The sequence below is a fragment of the Nocardioides sp. SYSU D00038 genome, assembly GCF_016924665.1.
Classification (GTDB): domain Bacteria; phylum Actinomycetota; class Actinomycetes; order Propionibacteriales; family Nocardioidaceae; genus Nocardioides.
Map to the genome: position 1 here is coordinate 32,199 of NZ_JAFFJT010000019.1, position 13,448 is coordinate 45,646.

The 13,448-nt window shown below is 74.9% G+C and carries 14 protein-coding genes; 6 read left to right on the forward strand and 8 right to left on the reverse strand.

Going from position 1 to position 13,448, the window contains the following annotated elements; genetic code table 11:
• Nucleotides 1-120 precede the first annotated feature (120 nt).
• Nucleotides 121-294, forward strand: a complete 174-nt coding sequence (locus JT721_RS11725) for a DUF3073 domain-containing protein (RefSeq protein WP_205473326.1) — start codon at nucleotides 121-123, stop codon at nucleotides 292-294.
• Between the two features lie 34 nt (nucleotides 295-328).
• On the opposite strand, the gene JT721_RS11730 is transcribed toward JT721_RS11725, so the two are convergent.
• Complete coding sequence (locus JT721_RS11730) at nucleotides 329-1,303, reverse strand: serine/threonine-protein kinase (protein WP_205473327.1); 975 nt, start codon at nucleotides 1,301-1,303, stop codon at nucleotides 329-331.
• Between the two features lie 18 nt (nucleotides 1,304-1,321).
• Here JT721_RS11730 and JT721_RS11735 point away from each other — a divergent pair, with 18 nt between their 5' ends.
• Entirely contained in the window at nucleotides 1,322-1,873 is a 552-nt protein-coding gene (locus tag JT721_RS11735; protein ID WP_307828011.1) for an RNA polymerase sigma factor, read from the forward strand.
• A 1-nt stretch (nucleotide 1,874) separates the two neighbouring features.
• Here the strand turns inward: JT721_RS11735 and JT721_RS20905 are convergent, their stop codons facing one another.
• Nucleotides 1,875-2,609, reverse strand: coding sequence for a hypothetical protein (locus tag JT721_RS20905; protein ID WP_240340610.1), 735 nt, complete (start codon nucleotides 2,607-2,609; stop codon nucleotides 1,875-1,877).
• Here JT721_RS20905 and JT721_RS20910 point away from each other — a divergent pair.
• Nucleotides 2,598-2,822, forward strand: coding sequence for a hypothetical protein (locus JT721_RS20910; protein WP_240340611.1), 225 nt, complete (start codon nucleotides 2,598-2,600; stop codon nucleotides 2,820-2,822). The genes JT721_RS20905 and JT721_RS20910 overlap by 12 nt on opposite strands.
• Before the next feature lie 501 nt (nucleotides 2,823-3,323).
• Here JT721_RS20910 and JT721_RS11745 read toward each other — a convergent pair.
• Nucleotides 3,324-5,744, reverse strand: a complete 2,421-nt coding sequence (locus JT721_RS11745; protein WP_205473329.1) for an SCO7613 C-terminal domain-containing membrane protein — start codon at nucleotides 5,742-5,744, stop codon at nucleotides 3,324-3,326.
• Between the two features lie 149 nt (nucleotides 5,745-5,893).
• Here JT721_RS11745 and JT721_RS11750 point away from each other — a divergent pair, with 149 nt between their 5' ends.
• Together JT721_RS11750 and JT721_RS11755 are read left to right on the forward strand one after the other, a co-directional pair.
• On the forward strand, nucleotides 5,894-7,465 hold the full coding sequence (locus JT721_RS11750; protein ID WP_205473330.1) for an LVIVD repeat-containing protein: 1,572 nt from the start codon (nucleotides 5,894-5,896) through the stop codon (nucleotides 7,463-7,465).
• A gap of 105 nt (nucleotides 7,466-7,570) precedes the next feature.
• Nucleotides 7,571-7,963 (forward strand): hypothetical protein, encoded by a 393-nt coding sequence (locus tag JT721_RS11755; protein ID WP_205473331.1) that lies wholly within the window; start codon nucleotides 7,571-7,573, stop codon nucleotides 7,961-7,963.
• A gap of 12 nt (nucleotides 7,964-7,975) precedes the next feature.
• Here JT721_RS11755 and JT721_RS11760 read toward each other — a convergent pair whose 3' ends face one another.
• The 3 genes from JT721_RS11760 to JT721_RS11765 form a co-directional block, all read right to left on the reverse strand.
• Nucleotides 7,976-8,197: a hypothetical protein gene (locus JT721_RS11760; protein WP_205473332.1), complete on the reverse strand. Its 222-nt coding sequence runs from the start codon at nucleotides 8,195-8,197 to the stop codon at nucleotides 7,976-7,978.
• Nucleotides 8,198-8,289: 92 nt separating this feature from the next.
• Nucleotides 8,290-8,421 (reverse strand): hypothetical protein, encoded by a 132-nt coding sequence (locus JT721_RS21410; RefSeq protein WP_275898825.1) that lies wholly within the window; start codon nucleotides 8,419-8,421, stop codon nucleotides 8,290-8,292.
• Between the two features lie 89 nt (nucleotides 8,422-8,510).
• On the reverse strand, nucleotides 8,511-8,693 hold the full coding sequence (locus tag JT721_RS11765) for a hypothetical protein (RefSeq protein ID WP_205473333.1): 183 nt from the start codon (nucleotides 8,691-8,693) through the stop codon (nucleotides 8,511-8,513).
• A 59-nt stretch (nucleotides 8,694-8,752) separates the two neighbouring features.
• Here JT721_RS11765 and JT721_RS11770 point away from each other — a divergent pair, with 59 nt between their 5' ends.
• Nucleotides 8,753-10,618 carry a Na+/H+ antiporter gene (locus JT721_RS11770; protein ID WP_307828012.1) on the forward strand — a complete coding sequence of 622 codons (1,866 nt, stop codon included), beginning with the start codon at nucleotides 8,753-8,755 and terminating at the stop codon, nucleotides 10,616-10,618.
• A 26-nt stretch (nucleotides 10,619-10,644) separates the two neighbouring features.
• Here JT721_RS11770 and JT721_RS20915 read toward each other — a convergent pair whose 3' ends face one another.
• Together JT721_RS20915 and JT721_RS11780 are read right to left on the reverse strand one after the other, a co-directional pair.
• On the reverse strand, nucleotides 10,645-11,562 hold the full coding sequence (locus tag JT721_RS20915; protein WP_205473335.1) for a glycoside hydrolase family 16 protein: 918 nt from the start codon (nucleotides 11,560-11,562) through the stop codon (nucleotides 10,645-10,647).
• 205 nt (nucleotides 11,563-11,767) lie between these two features.
• Nucleotides 11,768-13,417: a bifunctional 3'-5' exonuclease/DNA polymerase gene (locus JT721_RS11780; protein ID WP_205473336.1), complete on the reverse strand. Its 1,650-nt coding sequence runs from the start codon at nucleotides 13,415-13,417 to the stop codon at nucleotides 11,768-11,770.
• Nucleotides 13,418-13,448: the final 31 nt, after the last annotated feature.

Genomic DNA, 13,448 nt, shown 5'->3' on the forward strand with positions numbered 1-13,448 from the left:
CCAATTCGGCCCGCCGGTGTGCGGGAACACCCGGTCATTGGGTAGCGTTGCTCCCACGACATACCTTTCTAGTCCGGGAGCCACGGTGCCCCGGCCAAGCGAGCGAGGGGGCTGGACCCTATGGGCCGCGGCCGAGCTAAGGCGAAGCAGACGAAGGTCGCACGCGACCTGAAGTACCGGACTCACGAGACGGACCTCTCGGCGCTGGCGCGCGAGCTGCACGGCGGGGAGAAGGACGACGTCGAGTCGGACGCCCCCGACGAGTGGGCCGACTACGAGCCCCGACGCGACTGACGGACGCGACTGACCCTCGCGGATCCCGCTGCCGCTAGCGCAGCAGGGCGGTGACGGCCCAGGCCGCGCCGAACGACCCCGCGAGGACCAGCGCGAACAGCAGTGCGGTCGCCACCGGTCGTCCGGTGGACGCCGGCGAGGGGCCGACGGTCGGTTCGGCCGCGGGCGCCAGCCGGGTCGGGTGGTGCACCGAGACCGGCAGGTCGCCCGGAAGCGCCCGGCGCAGGTCGTCGACGAACCGGCGCACGTCGCCGGGTCGGCGCTCGGGGTCGGGGTCGAGGGCGCCGAGCAGCACGTCGTCGACCGCGGCCGGCACCGCGACGTACGCCGAGGGCGGCACCGGCCGCTCGGCCGCGGCCAGCGAGCTGATCGGTCCGCTGCGGGCCAGCCGCCCGGTGAGCATCTGGTACGCCACCGCGGCCAGCGCGTGCACGTCGGCGCGGACGTCGACCCCGCCGCCGGTCGCCTGCTCGGGCGCCATGTAGGCGGGGGTGCCCACCACCTGGGTCAGCCCGCTGGCGTGCAGCATCGCCTTGGCGACACCCAGGTCGGCCACCAGCAGCCGCTCGCCGGCCGTGCCGGCGCTGCGCAGCAGCAGGTTCTGCGGCTTCACGTCGCGGTGCACGACGCCGTGCTCGTGCAGCACCGCCAGGCCCGCGCCCGCCTGGGCGACGAGGTCGGCGACCGCGCTGAACGGCATCGGGGCGTCGTCGAGCCGGTCGGCCAGGGTGCCGCGGTCGGCCCAGGTCATCACGAAGTACGGCGTCGCGTCGACCTCGCCGATGTCGTAGACCCGCACGATGTGGTCGGAGTCGGCGCGGCGCAGGATCCGCGCCTCCTCGAGGAAGCGCTCGCGCACGTCGAGCCGCTGGGCCCAGTTCTCGGCCAGCGCCTTCACGGCGACGTGGGAGTCCAGCTGGTCGTCGTGGTAGAGCCAGACGGTCGAGAAGCCACCCGCACCGAGCCGGTCGACCCGGCGCAGCCGGCCGAGGCGTTCGGGCAGGGGCACGGCGGTATCGTGCCACGAGTGACCGAGGACCCCGCCGACGTCGAGGAGCTCGCGAGCCGAGCCGCCGCCGGCGACCGGCAGGCGCTCGAGGACCTGCTCGCCGCCGTCCAGCCGCGGGTGCGGCGGATCTGCGGCCGGATGCTGCTCTTCCCCCAGGACGCCGAGGAGGCTGCCCAGGACGCGCTGCTGCTGGTGGCGACCAAGATCGGGCAGTTCGACGGGCGCAGCCGGTTCACCACGTGGCTGCACGCGGTGGCCTCCAACAGCGCCCGGATGACCTACCGCACCCTGAAGCGCCGGGCCGGCGAGCGGCTGACCGACGAGCTCCCGGTCAGCGCCGACCCGCGCACCACCAGCGTCATCGCCGGTAGCCGCCTGGACCTGCTCGAGGCGCTGGAGGTGGTGGGCGCCGACCGGCCCGAGCTGGTCGAGCCGCTGGTGCTGCGCGACGTGCAGCAGCTCGACTACAACGAGATCGCCCGGCTGCTCGACATCCCGCTCGGCACCGTGAAGTCGCGCATCCACCAGGCCCGGCACGCCGTCCGGCCGCTGCTGGCCGTCACCGACTGAGTCACCGGCCGACGCTGCGCAGCACCACCACGTCGCCGTGGCTGCCGTAGCCCACCAGCCGGCCGCCGACCGGTCGCCCGTTGAACGCGACCATCAGCCACCCCTCGCCGTGCCGGAGCAGCGTCGGCCACGGCAGGTTGGTCGGGTACGGCGCGTCGAGCGCGCCCACCTCGCGCATCGTGAGGTCGAACGCCGGGTAGCGCTCGCGCTGCCCCCGGCGGCCGTCGCGACCGTCGCTGGCCAGCACCCGCCAGCCCTCGTCGAGGCGCACCAGCGTGGTGCCCTCGGTGGCCCGGCGGTCGCCCGCCGCCCCGAGGAGGCGGAGGTCGTCGAGGGTGGGGCCGCCGGCCAGCGCGGGGTGGAACTGGAAGAACCGCCGCGCCGAGACGAAGCCCACCAGCCAGCCGTCGTCGGTGCGCACCAGGTGGGGGTCCCACGTGCCGACCGAGGCCAGCCCGTCGGTGGGCAGGGCCAGCGGCTCGGTGTCGAGCACGTGGGTGCCGGTGAGCAGGTCGGCCGCGGTGCGGGCCAGGGTGACGCCGACGCGGGGGTGGCGCTCCTTGTCGAAGTCGCCCCAGGTGCTGGTGGCGACCAGCCACCGGTCGTCGTCGCGCACCAGGTGGCTGGCGTGGTCGCCGTAGACGCCGGACCGGTCGGGGCGCCGGAAGAACAGGTCGCTGCGGTGCTCCAGCGCCAGGGTGTCGGGGTCGAGGGTCCAGCCGAGGTGTGCGCACACGGGAAGAAGCCGGGCCCGGCGCTCGTGGCGCTGAGCAGCAGCCGGCCGGCGTCGTCGGTGACCGGGGTGCCGTCGGGCCTGCTGACGGCCCTGAGGTCGCGCAGCCCGAGCTGCCCGAAGGCGCCGGTGGTCACCGCCCCGCCGTCGCCCGAGCCGCGCACCGTCGCGAGCCACGCCTCGTCGTGGGTGTCGAGCCGCTCGACCAGGTCGTAGCGGCCGCGCACGACCCACTCGTCGTCCTCGCGGGTGAGCGCGACCAGGTGGGTGCCGGTCAGCGCCAGCGCCAGGCGGGTCGGCTGGGTGCGGGGCCGCGCCGAGCGACGGCTGGCGTGGCGGGTGGTGCGGCCGCCGGCGTCGACCTCGAGCGCGACGCCGCGCTCGTCGAGCCGCGCCGACAGCACGGCGCCGTCGGCGGTGAGGGTCGCCGACGCCTGCTCCCGCTCCAGGGCGACCTCGACCGCGTGCGAGGGCACCGCGGCCGGCGGACCGGGTCGCACCAGCGTCACCGGGCGGGTGCGGGCGACGATCTCGAGCCGGGGCAGCAGCGGACCGATCGACACCGGGACAGTCTGCCGTTTCTCCACTTTGGGTGATGTGTCGGTCCGCGCCGGCCCGGTTGGGTGGTGCCGCGGCACCGCCGCTTCCGTGTACGCCGACGGCCGCACCTCCACGCAGGGAGTGCGGCCGTCGGGGTGGAGCGTCGGGGGGGGACCGTCAGCGCAGCCGGCCGAGGTAGGCCGCCGCCTGCTGCAGGTCGTGCATCCGCTTCTCCCAGGTCACGCCGACCACGGTCAGCACGGTGCCGGCGAGGCCGATCAGCAGCCACTGCGGCGTCTGCGCGGCGTACGGCGCCAGCTCGCGCAGCACGAGCACGCCGCCGACGACGGCACCCGCCACCACGGGGGCGTTCCAGCGCAGCCGGGTGCCGAACAGCACCAGCGCGAGGCAGCCGACGCCGAGCAGGGCCGCGCGCAGCGACACCGGGTCGACCAGCGCCCACAGCAGCGACGGCACCGTGGCCAGCCCCAACCCGGCGCCCAGGGTCGCCCCGGTGGCGGCGTGCGGGTCGCGCAGCAGCCGGTGCACACCGACCGCGAGCAGCGCCACGGCGGAGGGCAGCGTGTAGGGCTCGGGCGCGGTCACCCCGACGTCGGCGAGGCGCACCCAGGTGGCCGCCGCGAGCAGCAGCCCGCCTGGCCAGGCCAGCAGCCGCCGGTCGAGGTGCACCACGGCGCTGGCGGTGACCAGCACGCCCGCGAGGGTCAGGTGGAGGGCGGCGGCCGTGGGCTGGTCAACCGCCCCGCCGACCGCGACGACGGCGGCGGTCGCCCCGCCCAGGGCCGCGGCCACCTCGGTCTCGAGCTGCGGCCGCGCCAGGGCGAGCAGCCCGAGGGACAACAGCACCGGCGCGCCCCACCAGGCCCGGTCGACGCCGACGACGTCGGCGCCGAGGAGCAGGAACGCCGTCACCGCCAGCGGCAGCACCAGCCCGCCGACCTCGTCGGCGCCCCGGTGGGCGCCGAGCCGGAGGACCACGGCCGACACAGCGACCAGCACGCCGGCCACGCCGAGGGTCAGCACCTCGCTCGGCAGCGCCACCAGGCCGGCGACCACCACGAGGCCCAGGCCGCTGCAGGTGCGGGCCAGGTCGCGCGGCTCGGTGCGGCGGACGGCCTCGAGCGCCAGCGCGGCACCGGTGCCCGCCACCAGGGCCACCACCACGGCCAGCGGCACCGGGTGCAGGGCCACGGTCGCGACGAGGGCCAGGCCGGCGACGGCGGCGTAGGTCGGGAGGTGCGACAGCGCGGCGGGCAGGGCCACCCACGCCGCGACGAGGAGGCCGACGACGAGCGCCGGCAGCAGCAGCGGCTCGAGCACGCCGGGCACCGGGTCGATGCGCACGCCGGCCCCGCTGCCGAAGATGGGTCCGACGTCGCCGAGCGAGGCCCCGGCGTCGGCCAGCAGGCCGGCGATGCATCCGGTCACGGGCACCGCCGCGAGGCCCAGCGGCACGAGCGGCACGGCCCGCCAGCGACCCGGCGCGACGGCGAGCACCGCCGTCCAGGCCACGAGGGTCGCGAGCGCCGCCAGGGCGAACCGGTTGGCGGACTCGTCCCAGCCGGGCAGCGTGACCGCGACGGTGACGAGCGTGGCGCTCACCGCGCCGCAGGCCTGCCCGAGCAGGTCGTCGCGCACGACCACGAGCGGCAGCAGGGCGAGCCCGGCCGCGGCCAGCAGCGGCAGCACCTCCAGGTCGGCCCAGAGCAGGTGCAGCGTCGGGTCGGTCAGGCGCTGCGCGGCCTCGGCGAGCAACCCCAGCCACCAGCAGCCGGCGAGCCCCGCGGCGCCCCACGCCAGCACCGGCAGCCGGCCGCGGCGCCCGGCCTCGGCGACCGCCGCCGTGCCGACGACGGCAAGGACCAGGACCGTCGCCGTGCGACCGCTCAGGGCGAGCGCGCCGCCGCCCACGAGCACCGCACCCAGCAGGATCGCCAGCTGCGGCACGACCAGCTCGCGGCGCAGCGCGACCAGCGCGGCGGCCACCGCGGCCAGCACCAGGCCGAGCAGCACCGCCAGGCCGTTGCCGTCGACGCCCAGCCAACCGGCGTCGGCGGCGCCGAACACGTCGAGCACCAGCAGGCCGAGGCCCACGGCCGAGAGCGACTCGCCCGCCACCCTCAGGCCGCGGCCCGCGAGCCCGACCGAGAGGCCGAGCGCCACGACGGTCAGCACCACCAGCACCGCGGTGCGCCCGCCGATGCCGAGCCACGACCAGGCGACGGCGAGGAAGATCACCGCGGCGACCAGCAGGCAGGTCGCGCCCAGGCCGAGCAGCACCTTCGGCACCGAGGCGCCGGAGATCCCGGTCCGGCGTGGGGGGAACGGCGCGGGGGCGGGGTAGGGGCCCGGGGCCGGCGTGGGCGTCGGCGCCGGGATGCCCGCCGGGACCGGTGCCGGAGCGGTCGCGGTGGCCCGGACGCCCTCGAGCAGCACGTCGGCGCGCTGCAGCGTCCGGAACAGCTCGGTGACCAGCGGCCCCCGCAGCGGCAGGTCGCAGGCCGGGCAGGCGGCGGGTCGGGCGGGGAGGGTGGCCCGGCAGTCGGGGCACCGGGACGGGTCGGCGTAGCGCGGCATGGCTCCATCCAAGAGCGCCCGGGCTCATCCGGGCAGAGCATCCATGCTCAGGCCAATTTTCTGCTGGGCTCTTGTGCCGGGGGTGCCGGTCGGGGTACGACTCTCTGACCACCTCTTGTGCACTGCCTGTTCTCGGAAGGACTCGTGCCATGTCTCGGACCCCGGTGGCGACACGCATCCGCGTGCGCACCCTGATCACCGTCATCGTCTCCCTGGTCGGCCTCGCGCTCGCGCTGGTGCCGGCCGTCTCCTCGGCCCACGAGGACGACGCCCAACGCCGGGCGCCCAACGTCGCGGGCGGTGAGCAGGTCGACAACGAGCTCGGCTGCCCGCCCGCGCTCGTCCGCAAGCTCCGCAACGCCTCGGACCGCTTCGGCCTGGGCTGCGACCTCCCCGGCGGCAGCCTCGCGGCGCTCGACGACAGCGACGCCGTGCTGCCGCCCGGCGCGATCGCCAGCAGCCGCAACATCGGGCTGGTCGCCAACGTCCCCAAGACGGGTGCGTTCGCCCCGACCGACTCCTACAACAGCGACCTGGCCTTCAAGGGTCGCTACGCGTTCGCCGGCAACTACAACGGGTTCACCGTCTACGACATCAAGAAGCCGACCCGGCCCAAGGCCGTCAAGCAGGTCGTGTGCCCCGGCTCGCAGAACGACATCTCGGTCTGGAAGAACCTGCTGGTCCTTAGCGTCGACTCCAGCCGCAGCGACGACTCCTGCAACAGCACCTCGCTGCCGGCCAGCAACAAGGACGCGTGGGAGGGCATCCGGGTCTTCGACATCTCCGACCCGAGCGAGCCCAAGTACGTGAAGGCCGTCGAGACCGCGTGCGGCTCGCACACCCACACGCTGGCGCCCAGCCAGGACGGCAAGGTGCTCTACGTCTACGTGTCGTCGTACTCGCCGCAGCCGACCTACCCCGACTGCCAGCCGCCGCACGACAAGATCAGCATCGTCAAGATCCCGCGCAGCGCGCCGGACGCGGCGTTCGTCAAGAACGCGCCGATCCTCTTCCCCGACGGCGGCAACCCGTCGGGCAACACCTCCTCGACGACCAGCGGCTGCCACGACATCACCGCCTTCCCCGCCAAGGACATCGCGGCGGGCGCCTGCATGGGCGACGGCATCCTGATGGACATCTCCGACCGCGAGCAGCCGGTCGTCACCGACCAGGTGCGCGACCTCGAGAACTTCGCGTTCTGGCACTCCGCGACGTTCAGCAACAACGGTCGCAAGGTGGTCTTCACCGACGAGCTCGGTGGCGGCGGCGGCCCCACCTGCAACCCCACGGTCGGGCCGAAGCGGGGCGCCGACGGCATCTACGACATCGTCCGCGGCGAGCTGCAGTTCCGCAGCTACTACAAGATCAAGCGGACCCAGGCCAACACCGAGAACTGCGTGGCCCACAACGGCTCGCTGATCCCGGTGAAGGGCAAGGACATCATGGTCCAGGCCTGGTACCAGGGCGGGATCTCGGTCTTCGACTTCACCAACTCCGCCAAGCCCCAGGAGATCGCCTGGTTCGACCGCGGGCCCCTCTCCACCGAGGAGCTGATCCTCGGCGGGTCGTGGTCGGCGTACTGGTACAACGGCTACATCTACTCCAACGACATCCAGAAGGGCCTCGACGTGCTGGCGCTCAACGACAAGCGCGTCAAGAAGGCCAAGAAGGTGCGGATGGACGTGTTCAACCCGCAGTCCCAGCCCTCCTACAACGGCTGAGCAGCACGTGACGAGGGGCCGGGCCGCGAGGTCCGGCCCCTCGCCGCGTCCGGGGCCGGAGACGGCGTCTGGTCAGGCGCGGGGTGCGGTGACAGGGTGGCCCGCATGAGGCGCGAACCTCACGAGAACGTCGCGACCGTCCTGGTCGAGCCGCGGATGCTGCGCGACCTCGAGCTCGACCTGATGACCCACGACCTGTGGGTGTGGCCGGTCGCGACCGCACCGGTGCACGTGGACGGCCCGCGGGCGGCGTTCCAGCTGCGCCGCCGGATGGTCGAGGCGCGCCGCGGCGCGTGGGACGTCGCGGCCGAGTGGGTGCCGGTGTGGGTGACGTTCGGGGCGAGCTGGCGCACCGGCGACGAGCCGCTGCCGTGGGCGGCGCACGCCGCCCTGTGGGACTGCCTCGCGGCGCACGGCGACCACGTGCGCTACCGCAAGTGGCTGGGCGGCGTGCCCCGGCTGCAGGTGCGCGAGGAACGGCGCTCGGCGGACTCGTAGGTCCGGGTCGCCTCAGCGACCGAGGTGGCTCAGGAGGTCGGCCGGGTCCTCCGGGGAACGGGTGACGCCCTCGTGGTCGACGGTTCCGGCGGGCTGGCGCTGCGGGTCGTCGTTGAACGACGACAGGTCGGGACCGAGCAGGCTCAGCACGGCGAACAGGCCGATGACTTGGAGGACGATCAGGAGGCCGAGCTGGGCCGACCTCAAGGACCGCGGGCTGGGAGTGTCGGACAAGGAGGGAGCATGGGTCCAGCGTGCGGTGCCGGCGCGGCCGGCGGAAGACCGCGTTAGACCACTGCGCGGCGGATGCCCTGGTGGCGGGCCGGTCACACCGCCAGGATCCGCAGCGCCTGCTTCCACCGCTCGACGACGAGCGGCGTCCTGGCGCGGGGCTCGACCAGGCCGGCCATCGTGGTGCCGGTCAGCAGGTCGATCGTGAACTGGGCGAGCGTCGGCACCCGGGGGTCGCCGTCGCCGACCAGCGCGGTGACCGAGCGCCGGCCGCCGGTGTGGACCGACCGCTGACGTCCCTCCGCCCGGCGAGGGGTCAGGCGTCGTCGACGCCGGCCTCCTCCTCGGCGTAGCCGTCGGTGCGGGACGGCTCGCCCGCACTGGGGGTCGACGACGGCGAGACCGGCCCCTGGTGCTCCTCGGCGGTGTCGGGGACGCCCGACTGCTCCTCGGCCGCGCCGCGTCCGTCCTCGTCCTGCTGAGCCGGCTGCTCGGTCATGGTGGTCCTCCTGTCGGATGGTGTGCCCGGGGGGTACCCGGGGCTGGAAGGATGAACCGGTGGAGATCGCGCTGTTCCTCGTGGTGCTGGCCGCCGGCGTGCTGGCGGTGACCGCGGTCTCCGACCGCCTCGACCTGCCCACGCCGCTGGTGCTGATCGCGGTGGGCATGGTGGTCGGCTACCTGCCGGGGATGCCCGAGGTGCACCTGGAGCCGGAGGTGGTGCTGCTCGGGCTGCTGCCCCCGCTGCTCTACGCCACCGCCATCCACACCTCGCTGGTCGACTTCAACGCCAACCGGCGCCCGATCCTGCTGCTCTCGGTCGGGCTGGTGGTGTTCACGACCCTCGGCGTCGGCGCCCTGGTGCACTGGCTGCTGCCCGGCACGCCGTGGTGGGCGGCGCTGGCGATCGGGGCGGTCGTCGCGCCGCCCGATGCGGTCGCGGCGACGGCGATCGGCCGGCGGATCGGGCTGCCGCGTCGGATCACCACGATCCTCGAGGGCGAGTCGCTGCTCAACGACGCCACCGCCCTGGTCGCGCTGCGCACCGCGCTCGCCGCCGGCGCCGTCGGCGTGCACGCCGCCGACGTCGGGCTGGACTTCCTGGTCGCCGCGGGCGGTGGCACCGTGATCGGCCTGGCGCTGTTCAAGCTGGTCGCCTGGATCCGCCAGCACGTCGAGGACCCGGTGCTCGACACTGCCATCTCGCTGGTCGTGCCGTTCGCGGCGTTCGTGGTCGCCGAGGAGGTGCACGCCTCCGGGGTGATCGCCGTCGTCGTCGCCGGGCTGCTGCTCGGCCACAAGGCGCCGGTGCTGATGTCGGCGCAGTCGAGGATCTCCGAGCGCCTCAACTACCGCACCATCGCCTACGTCCTCGAGAACGCCGTCTTCCTGCTCATCGGTCTCCAGGCCCGGTGGCTGTTCGAGGACGTCGGCGCCAGCACCCTCTCCACCGGCCGGATCGTCGCCGTCTGCGCGGCCACGCTGGCCACCTGCGTGGTGCTGCGCCTGGTCTGGGTGTTCGTGACCCGCTACCTGCTGATCCGGCCGGTGCCCGATCCCCAGACCGGTCGGCAGCCGACCTGGCGCGACACCTTCCTGCTGGGCTGGGCCGGGATGCGCGGCGTGGTGACGCTCGCGGCGGCGTTCGTGATCGACGCCGACGCCCCGCACCGCGAGATCCTCCTGCTGGTGGCGTTCACGGTCGTGGCCGGCACCCTGTTCCTCCAGGGGCTCACCCTCTCGCTGGTGGCCCGCTGGCTGCGGCTGCCCTCGCCCGACCCGATGGACGACGCGCTGGCGCGCGCCACCCTGCTCCAGCAGGCGACCAAGGCCGGCTACCACGAGCTGAAGAAGCAGGAGTACGACGACGCGCACGGTGTGGTCGAGCTGATCCAGCAGCGCGTCGACCAGCGCAACTTCGCGGCCTGGGAGCGGCTCGGCACCACCGCCGAGCAGGAGACGCCGAGCGAGCTCTACGCCCGGATCCGGCTGGCGATGATCGACGCCGAGCGCCGGCGGGTGCTGGAGATCCGGTCGCAGGGCACGGTGCCGGCGCAGGTCGTGTCGGAGGTGCTGGCGATGCTCGACGTGGAGGAGTCGATGATCGACCGGGCCGCCGCCGAGCGTGAGCAGATCCGCGTCGGCAGCGCCGCTCGCACGTCGTTCGGCGCGGCCTGCGACCACCTGGCGGCCACCGAGGTGGTGGCGACCGACGAGGACGTCGCCTGCCAGACCTGCCTCGACGAGGGCCTCCAGTGGGTGGCGCTGCGCCGCTGCCTCTCCTGCGGCCGGGTGGGGTGCTGCGACAGCTCACCCGGGCAGCACGCCACCGCGCACTTCCGCGAGTCGCTGCACCCCGTGATGCAGTCGGCGGAGCCGGGCGAGACCTGGCGCTGGTGCTACGTGCACCACCTGACCGCCTGACCGCGCGACCGGCCTGCCCGGAGGGCTCAGTGCCAGGCGCGAACGTACTCGACCTCCATGGTCGCGACGCCCGGCAGGTACGGTCCCGGCGCGTTGACGCCGCTGCCGAGCCCCTGGGTCAGCACGGTGACGAACGGCCGGTCGAACGGCGCCGGCGCGGTCAGCGGCGCGGCCGGCGTCCAGCTGGTGCTCCAGCAGGGTTTGCCGTCGTAGGTCATCGTCATCCGGGTGGGTGTCCACTCCAGCTGGTAGGTGTGGAAGGTCAGCAGGCTGTCGATGAAGCAGCCCGGCCCGGACTGCTGCACCGGCGTCGCCGGGCGGTAGAGCAGCGACGGGATCACCCGGCGCGGCATGAAGCTGTAGTGCTCGACGAGGTCGATCTCGCCGGAGGCGCCGGGGCCGTACCAGAACTTCTCCGGGTAGAACCACAGCGCGCTGTGCAGTCCCGGCTGCTGGATGGCGGGGAACCGGGCCCGGATCTCGTAGAGGCCGTAGGACTGGCTGAACTGGCCGCGGGTGTGCACCATGCCGGCGGTCCACCGGGTCGCGAAGTTGCCGCTCACCGGGTCGGTGCAGGTGCGGGCGGTGGGCAGCCGGCGCGCGGTGAGGCGCAGCTTGCCGCCCGAGACCGCGACCGTGGTGCGGTCGTCGACGAAGCACTCGTCGGCCAGCCGGTAGCCGGTCTCGGCGGTGGTGGTGACCGCCCACTTGTCGCGGTCGAGCGAGCTGCCGCTGAAGTCGTCGCTGAACGAGCAGCGCCACGCGACGCCGTTGGCCTTGGTGCGGCGGGTGCCGCAGGCGTCGGCTGCCTGGGGTGCGGCCGCCGCGACGCCGGGCGCGGCGTCGGCGGGCGCCGGGTCGCCGGCGGCGACGGGGAGGAGGAGCGGGGCGGGGAGCACGAGCGCGACCGCGACGCGGCGGAGGAGGGTGCGGGGGGAGTCCACGGTGCCGAGACCACCTGTAGGTCGGGAGATACGGAGGGGGGTATGCAGGACGGTAGCGGTGCCACCGGGCTGGCGCCTGGCGTTCCGCTGGACGGTGGGCGAAATCTCGTCGACCCGGCGCTTGTCGACGAGCCTGGGCCCGCCTCCGGTGGGCACCGAGGCGTACGGCCGCCCGGGGGGCGAGACGGTTGCCACCGCAACCTGCTCAACCAGCGGCCGGCTTCCCCGCGTCGGCGTAGGACCGCACCACGGAGATGTTGAGGGGGAAGTCGACGGGGAGGTCGCGGAAGAGGAGGCCGGCGGCGGTGGTGGCGGCGGCGGTGGCCTCGGCGGCGACGGCGTTGGCGAGGGCGGCGGGCGTGTGGACGACGACCTCGTCGTGGAGGAAGAAGACCAGGTGGGGCCGGTCGGTGAGGGGGCCGGTGCCGCCGAGGCGCCACAGGCGGTTGCGGAGGTCGGCCAGCCAGCACAGCGCCCACTCCGCGCCGGTGCCCTGGACGACGAAGTTGCGGGTGAACCGGCCGAACGCGCGCCGGTGGCGGGCCCGGCTGTCGGGGTCGGGCGGCGGGTCGTCGGGGTCGTGGTCCCAGGCGTCGCCGAGGCCGGGGGAGCCGCGGCCGAGCAGGGTGCGGACCACCTCGCCGCGCTCGCCGGCCCGGGCGGCCGCCTCGACCAGCCCGAACGCCGCGGGGTAGCGCCGGGTGAGTCCGGCCACCATCCGGCCGCTCTCGCCGCTGGTCGCGCCGTACATCGCGCCGAGCAGGCCGAGCTTGGCGTCGGTGCGGCTGGTCACGGCGCCGTCGTCGACCATGCCCTGGTAGAGGTCGGCGCCTCGGGCCGAGCGGGCGAGCGCCCGGTCGCCGCTCATCCCGGCGAGCACCCGCGGCTCCAGCTGGGCGACGTCGGCGACGACCAGCACCCACCCGTCGTCGGCGACCGACGCGGGGCGCACCTGCACCGGGATCGACAGGGCACCGCCGCCGTTGGACGACCAGCGGCCGGTGGCCGACCCCGCGGGCTGGTACGACGGCCGGAACCGGCCGCCGCTCACCCACTGGTCGAGCCACGCCCAACCGTTGGTCTGGAACAGGTGGGCCAGCTGCTTGTAGCGCAGCAGCGGCTCGACGCCGGGGTGGTCGAGGCGGCGCAGGGACGACGCCCGGGTGTCGGCGACGTCGAGCCCGCACCGGCGCAGCGCGGCCAGCAGCTCGGGGCGTGAGTCGGGGTTGAGGGCGGGTGCGTCGAACGCCGCCCGCACCTCGGCGACCAGCTCCTCCAGCACCCGCGGTCGGGCCCCGCGCGGGGGCCGGGGGCCGAGCAGGTCGGCGAGCAGCCGCTCGTGGACGTCGACCCGCCACGGGATCCCCGCCCAGGTCATCTCAGCGGCCACCAGCGCGCCGGACGACTCGGCCGCGAGCAGCAGCCCCAGCCTGGCGGCCTCCTCGGACGCCGACACCGCCGCGAGCTGGCGGGCGTCCTCGAGGTCGGCGCGCAGGTGCTCGGCCGACTCGTCGACCGCGAACAGGGTGGGGTGCGACGGCGTGGTCGGGCCCAGCCGGTCCCAGTGCTTGGACTGGTCGCCGTCGAGCAGCCGGCCGTCGACCGCCGGCGCGCGCCGCAGCAGGTGGTGGGCCAGCCGGAGATCGTGGCAGCGGGCGACCCGGACGCCGGCGGCGAGCAGCGGCGGGTACCACCGCGCGGTGTCGTCCCACACCCAGCGCGGCGGGTCGCGCTCCTCGGCCTCGCGAGCGGCGACCAGGCCCGGCAGCTCCGCCAGCGCCACCTCGGCGGCCCGGTCGCCGTCGACCACCAGCACCCGCTCGCCCGGCAGGCGCGACAGCGAGACCCGGGTCACGGGCCCACCCTCGCACCCGGCGCCGACGGTC